The sequence below is a fragment of the Exiguobacterium artemiae 255-15 genome (genome assembly GCF_000019905.1).
Lineage (GTDB): Bacteria > Bacillota > Bacilli > Exiguobacteriales > Exiguobacteriaceae > Exiguobacterium_A > Exiguobacterium_A artemiae.
Genome location: NC_010556.1, coordinates 1,202,149 through 1,221,463 on the forward strand (window position 1 = coordinate 1,202,149; position 19,315 = coordinate 1,221,463).

General features: G+C 50.2%; 23 protein-coding genes. 18 read left to right on the forward strand and 5 right to left on the reverse strand.

The annotated features are described in order from the left end of the window. Window positions 1-45 precede the first annotated feature (45 nt). From EXIG_RS06095 to EXIG_RS06105, 3 genes are read left to right on the forward strand one after another with little or no spacing between them, the layout of a single operon-like run. Complete coding sequence (locus tag EXIG_RS06095) at window positions 46-1,698, forward strand: sensor histidine kinase (protein WP_234944586.1); 1,653 nt, start codon at window positions 46-48, stop codon at window positions 1,696-1,698. 30 nt (window positions 1,699-1,728) lie between these two features. Beyond that, window positions 1,729-3,474 (forward strand): sensor domain-containing diguanylate cyclase, encoded by a 1,746-nt coding sequence (locus tag EXIG_RS06100; RefSeq protein ID WP_012370057.1) that lies wholly within the window; start codon window positions 1,729-1,731, stop codon window positions 3,472-3,474. A gap of 52 nt (window positions 3,475-3,526) precedes the next feature. Beyond that, window positions 3,527-3,811, forward strand: a complete 285-nt coding sequence (locus EXIG_RS06105; RefSeq protein ID WP_012370058.1) for a TSPY-like protein — start codon at window positions 3,527-3,529, stop codon at window positions 3,809-3,811. Window positions 3,812-3,857: 46 nt separating this feature from the next. Here the strand turns inward: EXIG_RS06105 and EXIG_RS06110 are convergent, their stop codons facing one another. Further along, complete coding sequence (locus EXIG_RS06110; protein WP_012370059.1) at window positions 3,858-4,832, reverse strand: DUF4003 family protein; 975 nt, start codon at window positions 4,830-4,832, stop codon at window positions 3,858-3,860. A 54-nt stretch (window positions 4,833-4,886) separates the two neighbouring features. After that, window positions 4,887-5,408 carry a DUF1836 domain-containing protein gene (locus EXIG_RS06115; protein ID WP_012370060.1) on the reverse strand — a complete coding sequence of 174 codons (522 nt, stop codon included), beginning with the start codon at window positions 5,406-5,408 and terminating at the stop codon, window positions 4,887-4,889. Window positions 5,409-5,523: 115 nt separating this feature from the next. Here EXIG_RS06115 and trhA point away from each other — a divergent pair, with 115 nt between their 5' ends. The 7 genes from trhA (at window position 5,524) to EXIG_RS06150 (ending at window position 10,015) form a co-directional block, all read left to right on the forward strand. Next, on the forward strand, window positions 5,524-6,171 hold the full coding sequence (gene trhA / locus EXIG_RS06120; protein ID WP_012370061.1) for a PAQR family membrane homeostasis protein TrhA: 648 nt from the start codon (window positions 5,524-5,526) through the stop codon (window positions 6,169-6,171). 128 nt (window positions 6,172-6,299) lie between these two features. Continuing rightward, window positions 6,300-6,962 carry a gluzincin family metallopeptidase gene (locus EXIG_RS06125; protein ID WP_012370062.1) on the forward strand — a complete coding sequence of 221 codons (663 nt, stop codon included), beginning with the start codon at window positions 6,300-6,302 and terminating at the stop codon, window positions 6,960-6,962. A 139-nt stretch (window positions 6,963-7,101) separates the two neighbouring features. Further along, the gene (tnpA, locus tag EXIG_RS06130) at window positions 7,102-7,503 is read left to right on the forward strand and encodes an IS200/IS605 family transposase (RefSeq protein WP_012370063.1); all 402 of its coding nucleotides are present in this window, start codon (window positions 7,102-7,104) and stop codon (window positions 7,501-7,503) included. 4 nt (window positions 7,504-7,507) lie between these two features. Then, a complete protein-coding gene (locus EXIG_RS06135) occupies window positions 7,508-8,584 on the forward strand; it encodes an RNA-guided endonuclease InsQ/TnpB family protein (RefSeq protein ID WP_012370064.1) in 1,077 nt (358 codons plus the stop codon). A 176-nt stretch (window positions 8,585-8,760) separates the two neighbouring features. Continuing rightward, entirely contained in the window at window positions 8,761-8,982 is a 222-nt protein-coding gene (locus EXIG_RS06140; protein WP_148206601.1) for a M3 family oligoendopeptidase, read from the forward strand. Window positions 8,983-9,028: 46 nt separating this feature from the next. Continuing rightward, window positions 9,029-9,727, forward strand: coding sequence for a ribose-5-phosphate isomerase RpiA (gene rpiA / locus EXIG_RS06145; protein WP_012370066.1), 699 nt, complete (start codon window positions 9,029-9,031; stop codon window positions 9,725-9,727). A 30-nt stretch (window positions 9,728-9,757) separates the two neighbouring features. Next, a complete protein-coding gene (locus EXIG_RS06150; RefSeq protein ID WP_012370067.1) occupies window positions 9,758-10,015 on the forward strand; it encodes a hypothetical protein in 258 nt (85 codons plus the stop codon). A gap of 39 nt (window positions 10,016-10,054) precedes the next feature. Here EXIG_RS06150 and EXIG_RS06155 read toward each other — a convergent pair whose 3' ends face one another. Genes EXIG_RS06155 through EXIG_RS06160 form a run of 3 tightly spaced genes read right to left on the reverse strand, consistent with a single transcriptional unit; the run spans window position 10,055 to window position 11,825 of the window. Beyond that, window positions 10,055-10,459: a DUF350 domain-containing protein gene (locus EXIG_RS06155; protein ID WP_012370068.1), complete on the reverse strand. Its 405-nt coding sequence runs from the start codon at window positions 10,457-10,459 to the stop codon at window positions 10,055-10,057. Window positions 10,460-10,471: 12 nt separating this feature from the next. Beyond that, the gene (locus EXIG_RS15890) at window positions 10,472-10,648 is read right to left on the reverse strand and encodes a hypothetical protein (protein WP_012370069.1); all 177 of its coding nucleotides are present in this window, start codon (window positions 10,646-10,648) and stop codon (window positions 10,472-10,474) included. A 55-nt stretch (window positions 10,649-10,703) separates the two neighbouring features. Next, window positions 10,704-11,825, reverse strand: coding sequence for a GGDEF domain-containing protein (locus EXIG_RS06160; protein ID WP_012370070.1), 1,122 nt, complete (start codon window positions 11,823-11,825; stop codon window positions 10,704-10,706). Between the two features lie 253 nt (window positions 11,826-12,078). Between EXIG_RS06160 and EXIG_RS06165 the strand changes: the two genes are divergently transcribed. The 8 genes from EXIG_RS06165 to EXIG_RS06200 all read left to right on the forward strand — a co-directional run bounded on the left by EXIG_RS06165 (window position 12,079) and on the right by EXIG_RS06200 (window position 19,313). Further along, the gene (locus tag EXIG_RS06165; RefSeq protein WP_012370071.1) at window positions 12,079-13,518 is read left to right on the forward strand and encodes a GntP family permease; all 1,440 of its coding nucleotides are present in this window, start codon (window positions 12,079-12,081) and stop codon (window positions 13,516-13,518) included. 31 nt (window positions 13,519-13,549) lie between these two features. Then, window positions 13,550-14,251 (forward strand): CoA transferase subunit A, encoded by a 702-nt coding sequence (locus EXIG_RS06170; protein WP_012370072.1) that lies wholly within the window; start codon window positions 13,550-13,552, stop codon window positions 14,249-14,251. A gap of 12 nt (window positions 14,252-14,263) precedes the next feature. Beyond that, window positions 14,264-14,926 carry a 3-oxoacid CoA-transferase subunit B gene (locus tag EXIG_RS06175; RefSeq protein WP_012370073.1) on the forward strand — a complete coding sequence of 221 codons (663 nt, stop codon included), beginning with the start codon at window positions 14,264-14,266 and terminating at the stop codon, window positions 14,924-14,926. Between the two features lie 5 nt (window positions 14,927-14,931). Continuing rightward, the gene (locus EXIG_RS06180; protein WP_012370074.1) at window positions 14,932-15,708 is read left to right on the forward strand and encodes a 3-hydroxybutyrate dehydrogenase; all 777 of its coding nucleotides are present in this window, start codon (window positions 14,932-14,934) and stop codon (window positions 15,706-15,708) included. A gap of 13 nt (window positions 15,709-15,721) precedes the next feature. Beyond that, window positions 15,722-16,912 (forward strand): acetyl-CoA C-acetyltransferase, encoded by a 1,191-nt coding sequence (locus EXIG_RS06185; RefSeq protein WP_012370075.1) that lies wholly within the window; start codon window positions 15,722-15,724, stop codon window positions 16,910-16,912. A 161-nt stretch (window positions 16,913-17,073) separates the two neighbouring features. Beyond that, window positions 17,074-17,820: a methionine ABC transporter ATP-binding protein gene (locus tag EXIG_RS06190; protein WP_012370076.1), complete on the forward strand. Its 747-nt coding sequence runs from the start codon at window positions 17,074-17,076 to the stop codon at window positions 17,818-17,820. Then, window positions 17,813-18,475 (forward strand): methionine ABC transporter permease, encoded by a 663-nt coding sequence (locus EXIG_RS06195; RefSeq protein WP_012370077.1) that lies wholly within the window; start codon window positions 17,813-17,815, stop codon window positions 18,473-18,475. The genes EXIG_RS06190 and EXIG_RS06195 overlap by 8 nt, the downstream gene beginning before the upstream one ends. Before the next feature lie 19 nt (window positions 18,476-18,494). Then, window positions 18,495-19,313 carry a MetQ/NlpA family ABC transporter substrate-binding protein gene (locus EXIG_RS06200; RefSeq protein ID WP_012370078.1) on the forward strand — a complete coding sequence of 273 codons (819 nt, stop codon included), beginning with the start codon at window positions 18,495-18,497 and terminating at the stop codon, window positions 19,311-19,313. Window positions 19,314-19,315 lie beyond the last annotated feature (2 nt).

Below are 19,315 nucleotides of genomic sequence, written 5' to 3' on the forward strand. Positions count from 1 at the left end.
CTATAATTTTAGACATGAATTCAGGAACCGGAAGGAGGAAACTCATTGAAAAAAGTCATGCGTTACCGTCCCGAAAAAAAAGTCAGACCGTATCGTCTAAAAACCGGTCCTTTCCCGTTAAGTGAAGTGAAAGCGACCGAGACGACGGATCAACAGCGCATCGGTCAACTGACACAGGATCTTGTCGAAGTGGAGCATAAATTGAAGCATCGAAACGAGATGATGGAAGCGTTAGCGACACAAAATGTTGAGTCGGCATGTGAGACATTGCTTGTCAAACTGCTTCATCTCGTGGATCTCGAAGCCGGCGCCATCCTGCTGTACCGACGTGAGCAACTGAGCCATCTCGTAACGCAAGGGGTCGAGGACATTGAATTGATTGAAAAAGATCTGGATCAATACTCGGTGTTGCGTCGTGCTTTTGTGATGCGTAAATCCGTCCAGCTTCCAGCGGCGGAAGGGATGTATGAATCGGCTGTTCCCGTCCAATCGCCAAGCAATGGAGGTGTCGTCGGGATCATCTATCTTAAGCATCCGTTTGAACAGTTTAATCTGGAACAGGTCGGGGACATCCTCGACCTGTCGCGTAAACTGGGTATGACGCTGGAACGGCATTTGTTGTTCCATCAGATGGAGCACGAAAAAATTAAAACGTATCAATTGCTTGACTCGATCCGCGAAGCGGTGCTCTATATCGAAAGCAGCGGCGAACAGATTTATGCCAATCAGGCTTTGTTGAACATGTTCCCGCCGAAACTGGTTAATCAGGCGCAAGGGTTCCGCCATGCCTACGAACGGGCGACCTCATTGTTTGAACATATCGATCAAGCCGACGCTTTGCACGATTACATCGGTCAGTTGATGAACGGGGAAATCCCGGGTGAAACGATTGAATTATCGGCGTTCCGGGGGAATTTACTGCTCAGTGCTTACGCAGAACGGATTGCGATTGCCAATGTCGAGTGGGGGATGATGCTGGTCCTGCGTGATGTGACGAAGGAAAAGGAACTTGATTTAAAACAATCCGAGTTTGTTTCCATCGTGTCGCACGAATTGCGGACACCGCTTTCCTCGATCATGGGCTTCACGGAACTGTTGATGCGCCGGACACTCGATGGTCCGCGTCAGAAAAAATACCTCGAAACGATTCATTCCGAGACTGTCCGGTTGGCGGAATTGATTGACGATATTTTGGAGATTCAAAAGGGTGAAGATCTGACGCAAGGCACGACTAAAAAACGGATGGACTTAAAGAAATTAGTGTTTGAAATGCGGCCGATGTTTGACTTGGCAAGCAGTAAACACCGGATTCGGGTTGCTTTTGAACCGGGTCGTTACGAGCTGACGGCAAGTGAAGAAAAAATGAAACAACTGTTCACGAACCTGATCATGAATGCGATTAAATATTCACCGGACGGTGGACTGATTCAGATAAAAGGCGTCGTGCAGGATCACTTGATCCGCTTGACGGTTGAAGATGAAGGAATCGGAATTCCGGAAAAATCGGTCCCGTTTATCTTTGATAAATTTTACCGGGCCGATAATTCGGATACCCGGAAAATCGGGGGTACCGGTCTTGGTCTTGCGATCTGTCAGATGATCGTCAAAGATCATGACGGAACGATATCCGTTCAGTCGGAAGAAGGCATCGGAAGTACGTTCACGGTCGAGTTTCCGATCGAAATGGTGACAGAGTGAGGCGAAAAGGAGGGGTGATTCGTGGATAATATGCAAATGCGGTATGAAGCGCTGCATCCGCTTGTTGAGGAAATCTTAAAAAAATTAAGTGAAGAAATTGGCGTCAACACGTTGTTTTTTGCGTTAAACGATTTGAACAGCAATTTCATCGTCAAAGCAATCAACCAAGAAAAAGAATTAATCGGTGAAGGGACGACCCATGTCTATCAGCACGTCCTTTGTAAGCTCGTCATCGATGAGACGGACGGGAAGATTCAAATCAACGAGTTATCGGCGGATCCCCATACGAGTAACCACCCGGTCACGAAATCGCTTGGGAACGGCAGTTTTTTAGGCGTGGCCATCAAAAATGCGGAAAATGAAAAGATCGGGACATTATGCGCATTTGATGATAAACCGTATGATTTTGACGCAAAAGACATCGAGCTGGTTGAAAACTATGCTGACATCATCAGTAAATCGATCAGTGTGGAGACATACGTCATCAAGGATGCCTTGACCGACGTCTACAATGAACGCTACATGAACCGGTTGATTTCCAGCGTGGCGAATCAGTCCACGTTCCTGATGGTCTTAAATCTCGATAATTTTCATGCCATCAATGCGACATACGGTTATCGGGTCGGCAATAAAGTGTTGCAGGAAATTGCCTCCCGTTTAAAATATGTATCCATCCTCGATCATGTCGTCGGACGAATGGACGGGAACGAATTCATCGTGTTGGCACCCATCGACGAAGCAGAGTTTGCGGAGCACGGCAACACGTATGCGAACTGGATCATCGAGGCGATTGAACGGCCAATCGAAGGCATCAGCCACGAACCGATTCGTGTCACCGCTTCTTCCGGCGTCAGCTTATTGACCGGGGACTATATGAATCGTCAAACGCAGGTTTATGCAGCAGAAGCCTTGATGCAACAAGTCAAACTGGACGGAAAAGCCGGAACCTTGTTCGTCAATCAGGCTCGGGAACTCGAACAACATCCGTTTGAACACGTTTTGGAAAAAGAACTCGGGCAGGCTCTTGCACGGGGACAATTTGAATTGTATTATCAACGGATTTTCAATGCCAAACTTGGCCATACGGTGGCGGTTGAAGCCTTGTTACGGTGGAATCATCCGGTCCTTGGCTTCGTCAGTCCGGCAGACTTCATTCCGGTCGCTGAACGGATGGGAAGCTTTGGTCAAATCGGACGATTCACGGTCTGTCAGGCCATCACCGACAGTGTCCGCTTGGAACAGGAATTGGGTCACCCGGTCACGATTTCAATCAATCTGTCGGCGAGTCAATTCCAGTCCGACGCGATGCTTGCTGACCTGTTGGCATTTGCCAATCAGCCGCCGTTCAAGCGGGACCGGATCGTCCTTGAAATCCGTGAGGAAGTCCTGCAGACGGGACGACGTCAAGCAATCGGTCGACTCGAATCGTTGCGTCAGGCCGGATACCGCTTGAGTGTCGATCATTTCGGCAGTCACTACGCATCGTTGAATTCGTTACTCCGCTTACCGGTACAATCGGTGAAACTGGATCCGATTTTCACCCGGCGATTGGCGCAAAATCAGCTCGAGCAGTCGATGTTACAGTCTGTCTATGCGTTGACGCAAGCACTGAACATTGCACTCGTCATTCAAGAAGTCGAGACGGTTTCTCAATTCCGTCAGATTACATTGCTTGGGGAAAAGTTGTATGTTCAAGGACATTACCTCCATCACCCGCAACCGATTACGAACTTAATTGCCGATTTTTCAAAAACCAGCCATACGCTCGATGTTTAAGCTGTGTAAGGAAGGGAATACTCTTAACATCACAGATCGAGGGGGACTTTTTATGGCACAGCAACACGACAAAGAAACAGATCCAATTACTTCGGGTAATCGGATGACGAACGATGAAATCGCAGGACGCGACGAATCCAATACTGAAAAACCAAAAGCAAAACAAGATACAGACAAAAATGACGACTCGAAAGAGGAGTCGACGGATACACAAGAACAATCAGAGGACGTCTCGGATGAAAATCCGTCAACGGATGAAGAAGCACCGGATTTATCCCATGCATCCGATGACGCATCAGATGTAACACCATCCGACGACGATAATCAAGAGCGTTAATCCAAAAAAACCTTCCGCTTCTGCAGGAAGGTTTTTTTGTGAATTCTTAATCACCGCCACCCCCGCCGCCGTCACCCCCGTCAAATCCGCCGTCCGTCATACCACCATCCGTCGCATGGGATGTATCGGTCAGATCGACCGGAAACAGATAAACCGGCAACAGGTTGGACGTATCGTCGAGCGTAGAAGGGGAGAACGGTGCAAACAGCTGGTGCAACGTCGGATGATCGGCCAAGTACAGCCGGACAGCCGTCAGAAACACCAGGTCCTTCCGGTACTTGAAGTGAGGCGTATTCCGGAACTGGTCCGCCAACCCCTCTAACGCCGTTTGGTGCATCCTCGGGTCACCGAGTAAGGCGAGTAAACCATGAAACGACAAAGGAATGCCGTGTTTCCGGTACAGGTTTCGCGACTGAACGACCTGTGCGATATACGTCGCCTGATCGTCCTCCGGCAACAACGCGAGCAGCAGGGCGGTGACGTACGTTTGCTGCGAACGGCCAAATCGTTTTTTCAGAATGTCATACGTCGCCTCGATCCGTGCGTGAATCGTCGCTATCTCTCCGCGACGCAAGGCGTTCAGGAACAAGAACGACACGAGGAGCGGGGAGACGATGAAGCGATGAGACTTTTTGGCAAGCCGATACAGCTCGACCGTCCGTTGCAACTGCGGATCCGTCGCTTCCAATCGGCTGATTAACAAGGCGGTGGAATAGGCGTTCAGCGGGTGGACGAGACGGTGTGTTGAAAAAAAGCTGTGGATGGAGATCATTTGCGTAATCCGTTCGACGGGAGAAGCATCATAGGCATGGATCTTTGAAGCGAGCAACAGGGCCTGCGTCTGATGGGAACGGAGATGTTCCTCGAGATAGGCCGCCGTGTGTTCAAGATCAGAGAATGCCGGTGACTGCTTTCCGACAGTCGCATCAAACGCCAGTTCAATCAAAATGCCATCCTGATAGTTCACGAAATACTGTCCGGTTTCTTCCAGTTGCACCAAAAAACGTTGCCCGATCTCCATCTGATCCACCTCGCTCTTCATTTTCCCTATTTTACCATGAGATGACTCAGAAAGTTAATCTTCTAATTGATCAATTAACCGTTCGGCTGCCCGGCGATACAAGTTACTCATATGGGCAAGTGATAAAATCAGTTGCAACTGTTCGAGATGATCCGATTCGTCCGGGAGTTGCTGTTGTGCTTCAAAACGCGTCTGATTATCTGCCGTCGTGTCGAGGTAAGTCTGATAAAATGCTTCAAGATCGATTGACTGGCTGGTGACGCCTGTATTCAAATCCGTCAGAATCGTTTTGATGTCGTTGATTGAAAAAGTTCCTTTAAGCTGATAGATCAGACTGATTAAGATGAGATGGTCTTTCGTGTATTTCTTATTCGTCACCGGGAAAAAAAGTTTCTTTTTGGCATAATTGTTGATCATCGTCTTCGTCAGAATCGTTTCGCCTTTTGCGCGGGTCGTCTCCTCGAATGTCCGTTCAAACAGTTGGATGACTTGATCCATGTAGAGATCGATGTTCGGAATATCCGTAAGTTCCAATTGTCGATCGAGTATTGGTTTCGGTTGATCTGCTTGTGTCATAAAAAAAACCTCCAAAAAAAATAGTCCGGAATGACTTCCTATTTCTCTAGTGTATGATAGAATGTTCATATAACGCCATGTAGTATTAAAAACTACATAACAACGGAGGGAAATTATGAGAACGTACATGAGAGAACCAATCAACGGCTTGACCCATCTGGGAGGAGCAGTCTTCGCCTTCATCGGATTGCTAGCACTGGTCATTAAGGCATCACTGGAACGAGGCGCCGGCTTGCCGATCGTCGCTGCCATCATCTTTGGTGTCAGTATGATGGCACTCTATTCCGTCTCGGCAACCTATCATATGGTGCTGGCGAGTGACCGGGCGATTGCGACCTGGAGACGACTGGATCACTCGATGATCTATTTGTTGATCGCCGGATCCTATGCGCCGTTTTGTCTGATCAGTCTGAACGGACCGACGGGGTGGGTCATGTTCAGTATCGTCATGCTGATTGCCGTCTTCGGGATCACTTTTAAACTGGTCTGGTTCAACAGCCCGCGCTGGTTGTCGACGACACTTTACATTGGGATGGGCTGGATCATGGTCTTTGCGATCACACCGCTCGCAGCCGTCTTGTCACCGATGGGAATCGCGCTGCTGTTCCTCGGGGGTATTTTCTATACGATTGGTGGAGTCATCTACGGTTTGAAACCAAACGTTCTGTCGTTTAAGCATCTTGGTTTCCATGAGATTTTCCACGTGTTCGTGTTACTTGGAAGTCTTGCTCATTTCCTCTGCGTCTATTTCTTCGTCATTTAATGGTTCCGACATCCTTTCCATCAAGCGAAAGGATGTTTTTTTTGTGGAAATAACTAGAAAAACAGGACTTGTCTTAAACGGAAACGAATGGAGGGAGGGACAGAAAAGGTTGAAAAGGAGGAATGGCTATGTCGACCATGACATCGCGTTGGCAGCTGAACGCCTGCTATACAACGGAAGAAATCAAACAAAAGTTAGAATCGTTACAGCAGGAACTTGACCGGTTCCAAACCGTTCAAGCACCGATCCGGCCGCAATTAGTGACACTTGAGCAGCTCAAGTGTCAGGTCGAAGAACTCAGTGATTTTGTCTATTGCCTGTATGCAGAAGACGTGTCGCGTCAAGAGGTCCTTGATCTGCTCGAGCAGACGGATACGTTGCAAGCAAGTCTTCAGACGGGTGAAACTTTCTTCGAGGAACGACTGCGGACGTTGTCAAACGACGAGTGGACAACGTTACAGCACGAAGAGGCATCCTATTACCTGACGGAACGCCGTGCCATCATGGAACGGCGTCTGCCGGCAGAGCAGGAACAGCTGATTCAGACATTGGCAATCGACGGATTTTCTGCCTGGGAACAGCTGTATGAACAACGTTTGACCGGATTACGACTTCCCTTGAATGGAGCAACGGTCACGATCGTACAAGCCTGGCATCAGGCGGTCCACGGTACGACACGGATTGACCGACAAACGGCAGCTGCCGCTATTGCAAAAACCTGCGCCGCTGCACAGGACGACTTTGCGATGATTCTCAACCGGATTGCCGGATTTCGATTACAGAATTTTTGAGCGGGAAAGCCCACTCCTTTAGGGGTGGGATGAAAGCTCGGTCGGATACGGAGTGCCCACAAAGAAGCCGAAGGTTCTGGCACTTCATGTATCCTATTTTTTTGTTGCAGTAAGTTGTTTGAAAGGATACATTATCAGTATGAAAAACAACTATCGAAGAACCCAGACCACCGTTTCTCTGATCCATTATCATTTCGTTTTTTGCCCTCGATATAGAAGGAAAATATTCCTTCGAAACGATGTAGAAGGGTACTTCAAAGAATTGGTGCAGGAGATCTGTGAAAGCTTAGAAATCCATACCATCGCCTTAGCATGTGATCAAGATCATACACATCTGTTCCTCAATGCCCCTCCAACACTCAGTCCTGCTGATATCATGGCAAAAATCAAAGGCGTGACATCTAAAAAATTAAGAGCGGAATTTCCTCATCTTCAACACTTGCCAAGTCTCTGGACGCGTTCCTACTTCGTTTCGACCGCCGGAAATGTGTCGAGCGAAACAATCAAGCGTTATGTCGAGCAACAAAAAACAAGGGGGTGACACCTTGAATCAGACATTAACGGTGAACATCAAACTTCGTCCTACCAAAGTACAACAATCTATTTTGAAGCGTATGATGGGAACTTATATCCACACGGCCAACCAACTGGTCTCAGATATGGTAGAGGCAGAAACGATGCTTAAGCTGACGAGCAAGAATGTCCAGTCTCATTTGCCTAGCGCCGTCAAGAACCAAGTCATCAAAGACGCCCAAAGCCTCTTCAAGAAAGTCAAGAAATCCAAATTCAAAATCATCCCTATCCTCAAGAAACCCTACTGCACATGGAACAACCAGAACTATTCGTTCGATTTCGAGTCGATTTCTCTCCCGATCATGATGGACGGGAAGGCAAAGAAGATGGCAATCAAAGCCGAAATGGTCGATACACACAATCGCAATTTCTCACTCCTGAACAATAAGTTGGGGACGCTACGCATCACGAAGAAGTCGAACAAATGGATTGCCCAGATCGCTGTCACGATTCTCACGACCGAGAAGACCGGCTCCAAGGTTCTCGGTGTGGATCTGGGTTTGAAAGTCCCGGCAGTCGCATCGACTGATGACGACAAGGCGAGGTTCTTCGGGAACGGACGTGAGAACAAATACATGAAACGCAAGTTTCGTGCGCGACGGAAAGAGCTCGGTCAAAAGAAGAAGCTGAACGCAATCAAGAAACTAAACAATCAAGAGCAACGTTGGATGAGAGACAAAGATCACAAGGTAAGTCGTGCGATCGTTTCATTTGCGAAAGAGAATCACGTTTCTGTCATTCGCCTAGAAAGACTGGCGAACATCCGGCAGACGGCAAGAACAAGCCGTAAAAACAATAAGAATCTGCATACATGGTCGTTCTATCGCCTAGCAACATTCATCGCATACAAAGCAAGTTTGGAAGGAATCAAGGTTGAGTATGTCAATCCGGCGTACACGTCTCAGACATGTCCTTCTTGCGGTAAAAGAAACAAAGCGAAAGATCGAACCTATTTTTGTCCATGTGGATTCAAAAAACACAGAGATTTAGTCGGTGCGATGAATATTAGATATGCACCTGTGGTTGATGGTAACAGTCAATCAGCCTGAGAACCTTTAGGGTCTGTCTCAGGAGGGGTGATGGCACACCCTCATCTGAAGGCTTGAGCAAAACAGAAATGGACTGCGCTCGCACAAGCACTTCAGAATCCCACTCATCCCAAAGGGTGAGCTTGCGGCTTTAGCCGTGGGAGTGTCAAAACATTCCCTATACGATCGGCTACTTGTTGAGCAATCAGTTGTACTCGACGGTCAAACAATCCAAAGCGGCGTTCAGTGATCAATTTGAACCGCTGTTACGGGCATCGGGACGGGCTTCGATCGAAGAGCTGGTGGAACAGTACCTGAACGGAGAACCGGATGCGGTCGCTTTTTGGCAAGACGCACTCGAACCGCTCCGTTCAGCAATCGAGCTCTATCTGCAAGAGACGGCAGGACTCGTCGATTGAAGTCCGCGTCAACCGGGAATAGATAACTAACGAAGGAGGGGTACTGATGTATGAGCAAGAGAAGAAGATGCTGGCGGAAGCGGCAATCAAGCAGGTCAAGAACGGTATGATCCTTGGTCTCGGGACCGGTTCGACGACCCGGAGTTTCATCGATGCCTTGGGTGAATGGGTCAAAGCGGGCGGCGAGGTGCAAGGGGTCGCAACATCCAACGAGACGGTTGAACAAGCGAAACGATTGAACATTCCCCTCCTGTCACTCGAAGAAGCAACCCATATCGATCTCGTCATCGACGGCATCGATCAGATCGATCCACGGTTCCGAGTGCTCAAGGGCGGGGGCGGCGCGTTATTCCGGGAAAAAGTCGTCGCGCTGATGAGCCGGGAAATCCTCTACTTAGCGGACGCCTCGAAATTCGTGCACCACTTGACCGGACCGTTACCGGTCGAAATCGATGCGTTTGCGAGACCGTATGTCGAGCGTTATCTGCGGGACAAGCAGCTGGACGTGACATTGCGGGAACACGATGGTCAACCGTTCGTGACGGATGGCGGACATTTGATTCTGGATGTGGATCTCGAGCGGGTTCAGGATGTCCGTCATTTTGCCCAGGAACTAAAAAGTTTGACGGGGGTGCTCGAAACCGGTTATTTCGAACGGCAACCGGATCACGTTCTGACCGTCGAACAGGGAAAAGTCCGACAGTTGGCCCACCCGAACCTCCGGGACGGGGGAGGACTTGTCTAAGCTGTGTCTTGATAGAAAGAAGGGGAACCGATGCGATTACGAAAACGGTATGTGTTTGGAGCAAGCGTTTTGGCGGGTGCCGGTCTACTTTTGCTGAAGAACAAGGACAAGAGGGAAGCGGATCCGTTAAAAGAGTATTTAACGCATCTCGATCAGGATTTGAGTCCGGATGCCGATAAGGATCCGGATGAAGTCGGTTTGACGAAACTCGATTCGATTTACCGGGCGGAGTGGCAGGCAAACGGCTATCCCCGCTCCAAAAAAGAACTCGAAGACTTGGAAAAATGAAAAATGCCAGCACTCCGACGTCCGGGATGCTGGCATTTTTTAATATGTAAGGGAACCGGCGATGATCAATCCGATTGAAATCGAAAGGAACAGAAGCAGTAAACCGACGGCTTCGTTATTGGCATCAATTTCTTTTGTCATGCTGAGACGCGGAATGATTAAATCAGCCAGGTAGAACAAAACGATTTGGAAAACGATCGCGAGTGCTCCCCACAAGACCATGTCGAGAATGCTGACCGAGTTCGTGATGCTTGAGTACAGCACGATCGCAAGACCAAGGATCCGTCCGCCGAATGCATAGACGGCCGCTTTTTTCCCTTGACGGATCAGCTCCATCTCTTTTGATTTGGTCGTTACCTCAAACAGGACAACCCCGATTGCAAGCAGTAGCGTCGCGACACCAATATACGCGAGCGTTGATAAAAATAGTTCACTGAAGCCCACACTGATTCCCCCTTAGGAATGATTTGATTTTTTTTGTTCTTTCCGTTGTTTCCACGAGACATAACCTTCAAGCATCGCACCGACTAAAATACCGGCCGAGACATACAGATAAAAATTATCCCCGATGAAGCCGAACAGGAGACCGAGCACAAGACCAATTAAAATATACGGTCCTTTTGCCAATTTCATAACACTCACCTACCTCACTATCAAACGTAGCCGATTTTACCGGATTCGTCCATCCCTAATCGGAGTGACGGGCCGATGCGACTTCTTCTTGAAGCGAAAACAGGGTGACGCGATTCCGGCCGTTTTGTTTGGATTGGTAAAGAGCGGCGTCGGCATCGGTCACGATATGTTGAATCTGTCCGGTCGTTTCCGGAAAACTGGCGACGCCGAACGACGCCGTCAAGTGGAGCAGCATGCCCGAGGACAACACGAACGGAGCAGCAGCGATCTGTTCCCGCAACTGTTCTGCGAGTGCCAACACTTTGACGACCGTTAATCGTTCAACGAGAATCGAAAATTCTTCACCGCCGTTTCGGGAGACATAACCGGAATCCGTCACCCCGTCTTGCAGCCGTTTCGCAAATTGCCGTAAAACCTCGTCGCCCGCCTCATGACCATACGTATCGTTGATCTGTTTAAAATGATCAATGTCGACCGTAATCAAAGCGACTTCCCGTGAATGGAGGATCGTTTGCTGTTTTAAGTCTTCCAAGTGATCGGTAAAGGCACGAAAATTATGGAGTCCCGTTAAAAAATCACGTCGTGCCGTCTGTTGCAAGGTCTGCATCGCGTGCTTCGTCAGCCGAATATCCCGGATGATGACGAGGGCAAGCCAACTGCTGGCAAATGACGCCGGGAGAACGACACTTAAAATGTCGAGGATGAGTCCGGTATCGAACAAGACAAACGTCAAGACGAGTCCATGCAGGACGGTCGCATACACCGTGACGACCGTGAACGTTTTTCGGGAGTAGAGCGGCAACCACCTGACGATCAGCGACGTTCCGCTGGCAACCAGTAAAATGAACAGACAGGCCGCAAAAGCCGCCGCATTCGTGTTGACACTGAACCGATAGACGATAATGACAGCCGTCACGATACAGGTCGGCAGCGGACCGGCGAAATAAGCGGCGACGATGACCGGAATATGCCGTAAATCAACGAGGACACCCGATACCGGTTCGATCGTCAACTGCATCAAGAGCAACGACAGGATACTTAAACTGAGTCCGTACAAAATCCGGACTGACCGTTTAGAGTCGACGGTAATCGGGTGAGGCGATAGTTTTCCGAGCAGATAAAACCCGCTCATCAATAAAGTCAGGTTATTGAGTACGTCGTACAAGATCGATTTCACACCGATTCACCTTACTTTCATCAACAATTCCTTCTATACGTTAGAATACGCCAACGCAAATAAAAAGTCCTGTTCCTTCAAAAGATTTCTCCGAGACGCATCAAAAAACAAAATGTGTCTATAATGTGAAGTTATAGAGTCTATAAGCTGTACTTATAGGTTACTGGATTTTGATTGACCGTTCTCCGATTCAATTGTTAAATGAGGAAGAAGCAATTGAAAGCGCTTACTAAAAATTAAAAGGAGATCCACCATGGAACTGATCATCATTCTTCTTGCATTATCTTTACTCATGTTCGTAGCGTACCGTGGCTTTTCGGTCATCTTGTTTGCTCCGATCTGTGCCTTATTCGCGGTTCTGTTGACGAATCCGGACTGGGTCCTGCCGTTCTTCTCGAATATCTTCATGGAAAAGATGATCGGCTTCATCAAAGCCTATTTCCCGGTCTTCTTACTCGGAGCGATCTTCGGGAAAGTCGTTGAAATGTCAGGGATTGCCGAATCGATTGCGAAGACGATCATTCGGATCATCGGCGCCAAACGGGCGATTCTTGCCATCGTCCTGCTCGGAGCGATCTTGACGTACAGCGGTGTCAGCCTGTTCGTCGTCGTCTTCGCCGTCTATCCATTTGCCGCAAACTTGTTCCGCGAAGCAAACATCCCGAAACGGTTGATTCCGGGAACGATTGCGCTCGGAGCGTTTACGTTCACGATGGATGCCTTGCCGGGGACACCACAAATTCAAAACGTCATTCCGACGACGTTCTTCAGAACAGACATCTATGCCGCTCCAATCATGGGGACGGTCGGCGGACTGATCATCCTGACCGTCGGGATGATGTATCTCGAATCGCGTAAACGTAAAGCCCATCAGGAAGGGGAAGGCTACGCCGGTTTTGAAGCAACGGCAGCCAGCAGCGCCCCGCAGATGGAGTTGAAAAACGAGCCGGAATTGACACTTGAGACGGCGCAACAGCCGGTTTATCGTCAAGTATTGGCCTTTGTACCGTTGATTTTAGTCGCCGTCATGAACAAGTACTTTACGCTCGCGATTCCGAACTGGTATCCGGAAGGCTTTGACTTCGCGGCGATTGGTCTGGAAGCCTTCGGCAAAATCGAGACGCCGGCCGTACTCGCGATCTGGTCAGTCCAGATGGCCTTGATCATCGGTATCATCTCGGCGATGCTCTATGATTTCAAAAAAGTCCGGACGAACTTCCAAGCTGGTCTGAACGTCAGTATCGGCGGTGCCTTACTTGCCGTCATGAATACGGGAGCCGAGTACGGATTTGGTGGCGTCATCGCCGCCTTACCGGGGTTCAAAACGGTCTCAAGCGGGATCTCGTCGACGTTCACCGATCCACTCGTCAACGGCGCGGTCACGACGACGGCACTTGCCGGTGTGACCGGTTCAGCATCCGGCGGCATGGGCATCGCGCTCAGTGCAATGTCAGATAAGTATACGCAAGCGATCACATCAGGCGGTGTCCCGCCGGAAGTCATGCACCGGGTCATCTCGATGGCGTCCGGCGGAATGGATACGCTCCCGCACAACGGGGCCGTCATCACCTTGCTTGCCGTCACCGGGTTGACGCACCGTCAGTCGTACCGTGACATCTTTATGATCACGATTTTAAAGACAGTAACGGTCTTCTTGATGATTGGTCTGTATAACCTGACGGGTCTTTATTAAACAGCTGTACTTACAAAGGGGGAAATGAACGATGCAACAGGGGAAAATCTACGATTCATTTACGGAAGCGACAGCAGATATTTTTGACGGGGCGACGCTCGTCGTCGGCGGGTTCGGTCTGTGCGGAATTCCCGAAAAATCAATTGCCGCCTTACAGGAACAAGGCGTCAAGGAATTGACGGTCGTCAGCAACAACTGTGGTGTCGACGATTTCGGACTCGGCATCTTATTGCAATCACGCCAGATCAAGAAGATGGTCTCGTCGTACGTCGGGGAAAACAAGACGTTTGAGCAACAGTATTTAAGTGGCGAGATTGAAGTCGACCTCGTACCGCAGGGGACACTTGCGGAGCGGATTCGAGCCGGCGGCGCGGGCATTCCCGGTTTTTATACGCCGACCGGTGTCGGAACACCGATCGCGGAAGGCAAGGAACAAAAACAATTCGACGGAAAAACGTATTTGCTTGAAGAAGGGATCGTCGGTGATTTTGCACTCGTCAAAGCCTGGAAAGCGGATAAACTCGGCAATCTTGTTTTCCGTAAAACGTCACGCAACTTCAATCCACTGGTCGCGACGGCCGGGAAAGTGACAATCGCCGAGGTCGAAGAACTGGTTGAAGTCGGTGAACTGGATCCAAACGAGATTCATACACCAGCGGTTTACGTCCAGCGCATCATCGTCGGGACGGACTACGAGAAACGCATCGAACGCCGGACAGTCCGGGAAGCATAAGGGGGAGATACTATGGCAACGTCTAGAGACATCATCATCAATCGTGCACTGCAGGAAATCGAGGACGGGATGTACGTCAATCTCGGCATCGGGATTCCGACACTGATCGCCAATGCGATTCCGAACGATCGGCATGTCATGCTGCAATCGGAAAACGGCTTGCTCGGCATCGGACCGTATCCGCTCGAACACGAAGTCGATGCCGACGAAATCAACGCCGGCAAAGAGACGGTCACGGCACAAAAAGGCGCGTCCTATTTCGACAGTGCCGAATCGTTCGCGATGATCCGCGGTGGTCATATCGACCTCGCGATTTTAGGCGGGATGGAAGTCGCGGAAAACGGAGACCTCGCGAACTGGATGATTCCCGGCAAGATGGTCAAAGGAATGGGCGGGGCGATGGATCTCGTCAACGGGGCAAAACGCGTCGTCATCATCATGGAGCACGTCAATAAGTACGGCGAATCCAAAGTGAAGTCGAGCTGTACATTACCGTTAACGGGGAGCCAAGTCGTCCATCGATTGATTACCGACAAAGCTGTTTTTGATTTTACGGATGCCGGAATGGTCTTGATCGAAACGCTCGCCGGACTGACGGTCGAAGACATCCGTGCCGTGACGGAAGCGAACTTCACGGTCAGCCCGGAACTTGAACGTATGCCAGTAGGGGAGTGAGTCAGATGGTCAACGGAGATATCGTCCTCGTGACGGGAGCAGGAAGCGGGATTGGTCTTGAAATCTCAAAGGCGTTCGCAGAAGCAGGAGCGAAAGTCATCATTACGGACGTTAACGCAGAAGCGGCACAAACAGCAGCGCAGACGTTGCAGGAAGCGGGACATGACGTGATTGGTCTGACGCTGAACGTGACGGATGAAGCGCAAGTCCAGTCTGTGTTTGCCGAAACGATGAAACAGTACGGCCGGATTGATGTATTGATCAACAACGCCGGTCTGCAACATGTCTCACCAATCGAAGATTTTCCGACGGAGAAGTTTGAGTTGATGATCAAAATCATGTTGACGGCACCGTTTATGGCGATCAAGCATGTTTTCCCGATCATGAAGGAACAAGGATACGGTCGGATCATCAACATGGCTTCGATCAACGGTCTGATCGGCTTTGCTGGAAAAGCGGCCTACAATTCCGCGAAACACGGACTTCTCGGCTTAACGAAAGTGGCGGCACTGGAAGGGGCGGAACACGGGATCACGGTCAATGCCTTATGTCCGGGCTACGTCGACACGCCGCTCGTCCGCAATCAGATGGCGGATCTTGCGAAGACACGCCAGGTCGAACTGGAAAAGGTTCTCGAAGACGTGATCTATCCGCTCGTTCCGCAAAAGCGGTTGCTCGCGGTCGAGGAAATCGCTGACTATGCCTTATTCCTCGCCAGTCGAAAAGCGAAAGGCATCACGGGACAGGCCAATGTCTTAGACGGCGGATATACGATTCAATAAGGGGGAAGTCAGGATGAGTGAACAAGTGGTAATCGTCAGTGCGACACGTACGGCAATCGGCAGTTTTAACGGCAGTTTAAAGGATGTTCCGGCAACAAAACTTGGCGCAACGGTCATCGAAGCGGCACTCGCACAGGCGAATGTCGCACCAGCGCTCGTCGAGGAAGTCATCATGGGCAACGTCCTGCAGGCGGGACTCGGACAAAATCCGGCACGGCAGGCCAGTCTCCTCGCCGGTCTCCCGGAATCGGTCCCGGCGATGACGATCAATAAAGTCTGTGGTTCCGGCTTAAAGGCGATTCACCTCGCGTTTCAAGCAATCAAGTCCGGCGAGGCGGAAATCATCGTCGCCGGCGGGATGGAAAACATGAGTCAGGCACCGTACGTGTTAAGCGGAGCCCGGACCGGCTTACGGATGGGCGACCAGCCGCTTGTCGATACGATCATCAAGGACGGTCTGGAGTGCGCCTTTAACGACTACCATATGGGCATCACAGCGGAAAACTTAGCCGAGCAATATACGATTTCCCGGGAGGCGCAAGACCAGTTTGCGGCGACCAGTCAACAAAAAGCAAGTCAAGCCATCGAAGCGGATCGTTTCCAAGCGGAAATCACACCGGTTGAAATTCCACAGCGCAAAGGTGATCCGGTTGTCTTCGCCGAAGATGAGTTCCCGCGTGCCGGAACGACAGCGGAATCACTCGCACGTTTGCGTCCGGCTTTCAAGAAAGACGGTACGGTCACAGCCGGCAATGCATCCGGCATCAATGACGGAGCGGCAGCAGTCGTCGTCATGTCGGCCCGAAAGGCAAAAGAACTTGGGCTGACCACGCTCGTCGAGATCGTTGCGAACGGTACGTCCGGTGTCGATCCGAGCATCATGGGGATCGGTCCCGTCAAAGCGGTCAGCCAGGCGTTGCATAAAGCCGGTCTTGAACTGGACGCCATCGACGTCATCGAGGCGAACGAAGCGTTTGCGGCGCAATCACTTGCCGTGGATGCGGAACTCCGGTTTGATCCGGCGAAGCTAAACCGTAACGGCGGAGCAATTGCCCTCGGTCACCCGATCGGCGCGAGCGGAACACGGATCATGGTTACCCTGATTCATGAGATGTTGCGGACCGGCGAAAGCCATGGTCTGGCGACACTCTGCATCGGCGGCGGTCAAGGAATTGCGACGATCGTCAAGAAGTACGAAGAGTAATTAAAATCGCTTCATCAAAATCTGGACTTCGGTTCAGATTTTTTGTTATTAAAATGGTTTACTTAATTAATGAAATGACGCGGGAAAGAAAAGAAGCAAACGACATGACAAAAAGAGACAGCTTGCGGTAAAATTAAACACGTTGTAAGGGAGGGTGTCAGATGATTTCATTACAGAATGTCAGTAAAGCTTTTTCCGGACAACCGGTCATCCAGTCCGTCGCCCTCTCGATTGAACAGGGCGAGATTCATGGCATCATCGGTGCGAGCGGTGCCGGGAAATCGACGTTACTCCGGCTGATGAATCTGCTCGAACGACCGGATACCGGTCGAATCGAATTTGACGGGATGGATTTAACGAATCTGTCGAACCGACAGCTGCGGCAGACCCGTCAAAATATCGGCATGATTTTTCAGGACTTTAATCTCGTCGGAAACAAGACGGTCGAACAAAACATCGCCGTTTCGCTTGAACTGTCCGGTGTCAAAAAGCGCGAGTGGACAAACCGGATTGAGGAGTGTCTCCGATTTGTCGGACTGGAGTCCTTTGCCCGAAAGTATCCGTCCGAACTGAGCGGAGGACAAAAGCAGCGTGTCGCGATTGCCCGGGCGCTTGCGAACCGCCCGCGCGTTTTGCTGTGTGATGAGCCGACGTCTTCACTTGATCCGAGTACGACTTCGGAAATCTTACGTGTCCTGCAGAACATCAATCAGGCACTCGGCGTGACGATCGTCCTCGTCAGCCATGAGATGCAGGTGATTCAAAGCATCTGCAACCGGGTCACGATCATGGCAGACGGGCAGATTGAAACGACGATTGCGACCGAGCCGGCGGGAATCACGGAAATTACGAGTGATGCCGGTTGGTTCCTGACCCAATTGACAGAGCGGAGGGATCCACATGCCTGACATCGTGCTCGAATATGCGGCGGAAATCAGACTGGCGATCGGACAAACGTTCGTGATGGTCGGAATCTCGATTCTCGCGGCTCTTCTTCTCGGTTTACCGCTCGGGACCTGGCTTTATCTGTCACGTAAAGGACAGTTGCTGTCGAACCAGTTCGTCTTTTCGATTCTGAATTTATTTGTCAATACAATCCGGTCGTTTCCGTTTTTATTGCTCGTCGTCTTCCTGATTCCGTTTACACGGCTCATCATCGGGACGGCGATCGGAACAGCAGCAGCGACCGTCCCGCTTGCGGTCATTGCAATCGCCCATTATTCACGGCTCGTCGAACAGTCGTTGCTTGAAGTGCCGAAAGGTGTCATCGAGGCGGCCGTCTCGATGGGAGCTTCGACACGCGAAGTCGTCCTGAAGTTTTTATTCGTTGAAGCCCGGTCCGGCCTTGTGCTGGGTCTGACGACATCGATCGTCAGCTTCATTTCCTATTCGACGATCATGGGGGTTGTCGGGGGCGGAGGCATCGGTGACTTTGCCGTCCGGTACGGCTACCAACAATTTCAGACGGAATTAATGCTGTATATGATTTTGATTATGGTCATCCTGGTGCAACTGATTCAGTTTACCGGGACGACCGCAGCACGCTTGCTCGATAAACGTTAACTGAAAGTAGGAATTCAAGATGAAAAAAATCATGGCAGTACTCAGTGTTGTTGTATTGGCGTTAGCCGGATGCGGCAACGCCGAGAAAAAAGACGAACAGGAATCGGCGTCAAAAACCGAGACATTAAAAGTCGCGTCACTGATCAAACCGATGACGGAAATTCTCGACCTCGTTAAACCGGAACTGAAAAAAGAAGGCATTAACCTGGAAGTCGTTGTTCTCAGTGACAACGTGCAACCGAACAGTGCCCTCGCAGCGAAGGAAGTTGATGCGAACTTCTTCCAGCACGTACCGTACATGGAAGAGTTCAACCGCAACAACAAAGCCAATCTGGTACCAATCAAGCCGATTTACTTCGCAAACTATGGTCTGTACTCAAAAGACTACAAAAAGATGGACCAGTTGCCAAAAGGCGCTGTCATTGCCGTCGCAAATGATGTTTCAAACATCGACCGGTCGCTCGCTCTGCTCGCACAGCATGATGCGATCAAGTTGAAAAAGAAAACCGGTCCGTACTACACGATGAAAGACATCACAGAAAACAAACGCGACTTTAAATTTAAGGAAGTGGATTTGCTGATGCTCGCCCGCCTTTATGATGATGCGGATGCGGTCATCATGACGCCGGCCTATGCTTCACCGCTCGGTCTGACTCCGAAGAAAGATGCCCTTGTCACGGAAGGCGTCGAAAATGACTTTGCCATCACACTCGTTGCCCGGAAGGACAATCAGGATTCGGAAGCGATTCAAAAGCTGGCGAAAGCGATGACAAGTCCGAAAGTCAAAAAGTTCCTCGAAGACAACTATGATGAAACGGCGATTCCTGCCTTTAAATGAGT

Bases quoted from the DNA above. Each gene is read 5' to 3' on its own strand.
- EXIG_RS06200 (WP_012370078.1), top strand. From the start codon at position 18,495: ATGAAAAAAATCATGGCAGTACTCAGTGTTGTTGTATTGGCGTTAGCC.
- EXIG_RS06195 (WP_012370077.1), top strand. From the start codon at position 17,813: ATGCCTGACATCGTGCTCGAATATGCGGCGGAAATCAGACTGGCGATC.
- rpiA (WP_012370066.1), top strand. From the start codon at position 9,029: ATGTATGAGCAAGAGAAGAAGATGCTGGCGGAAGCGGCAATCAAGCAG.
- EXIG_RS06185 (WP_012370075.1), top strand. From the start codon at position 15,722: ATGAGTGAACAAGTGGTAATCGTCAGTGCGACACGTACGGCAATCGGC.
- EXIG_RS06175 (WP_012370073.1), top strand. From the start codon at position 14,264: ATGGCAACGTCTAGAGACATCATCATCAATCGTGCACTGCAGGAAATC.
- EXIG_RS06180 (WP_012370074.1), top strand. From the start codon at position 14,932: ATGGTCAACGGAGATATCGTCCTCGTGACGGGAGCAGGAAGCGGGATT.
- EXIG_RS06125 (WP_012370062.1), top strand. From the start codon at position 6,300: ATGTCGACCATGACATCGCGTTGGCAGCTGAACGCCTGCTATACAACG.
- EXIG_RS06110 (WP_012370059.1), bottom strand. From the start codon at position 4,832: ATGGAGATCGGGCAACGTTTTTTGGTGCAACTGGAAGAAACCGGACAG.
- EXIG_RS06165 (WP_012370071.1), top strand. From the start codon at position 12,079: ATGGAACTGATCATCATTCTTCTTGCATTATCTTTACTCATGTTCGTA.
- EXIG_RS15890 (WP_012370069.1), bottom strand. From the start codon at position 10,648: ATGAAATTGGCAAAAGGACCGTATATTTTAATTGGTCTTGTGCTCGGT.
- trhA (WP_012370061.1), top strand. From the start codon at position 5,524: ATGAGAACGTACATGAGAGAACCAATCAACGGCTTGACCCATCTGGGA.
- EXIG_RS06190 (WP_012370076.1), top strand. From the start codon at position 17,074: ATGATTTCATTACAGAATGTCAGTAAAGCTTTTTCCGGACAACCGGTC.
- EXIG_RS06150 (WP_012370067.1), top strand. From the start codon at position 9,758: ATGCGATTACGAAAACGGTATGTGTTTGGAGCAAGCGTTTTGGCGGGT.
- EXIG_RS06105 (WP_012370058.1), top strand. From the start codon at position 3,527: ATGGCACAGCAACACGACAAAGAAACAGATCCAATTACTTCGGGTAAT.
- tnpA (WP_012370063.1), top strand. From the start codon at position 7,102: ATGAAAAACAACTATCGAAGAACCCAGACCACCGTTTCTCTGATCCAT.
- EXIG_RS06115 (WP_012370060.1), bottom strand. From the start codon at position 5,408: ATGACACAAGCAGATCAACCGAAACCAATACTCGATCGACAATTGGAA.
- EXIG_RS06100 (WP_012370057.1), top strand. From the start codon at position 1,729: ATGCAAATGCGGTATGAAGCGCTGCATCCGCTTGTTGAGGAAATCTTA.
- EXIG_RS06170 (WP_012370072.1), top strand. From the start codon at position 13,550: ATGCAACAGGGGAAAATCTACGATTCATTTACGGAAGCGACAGCAGAT.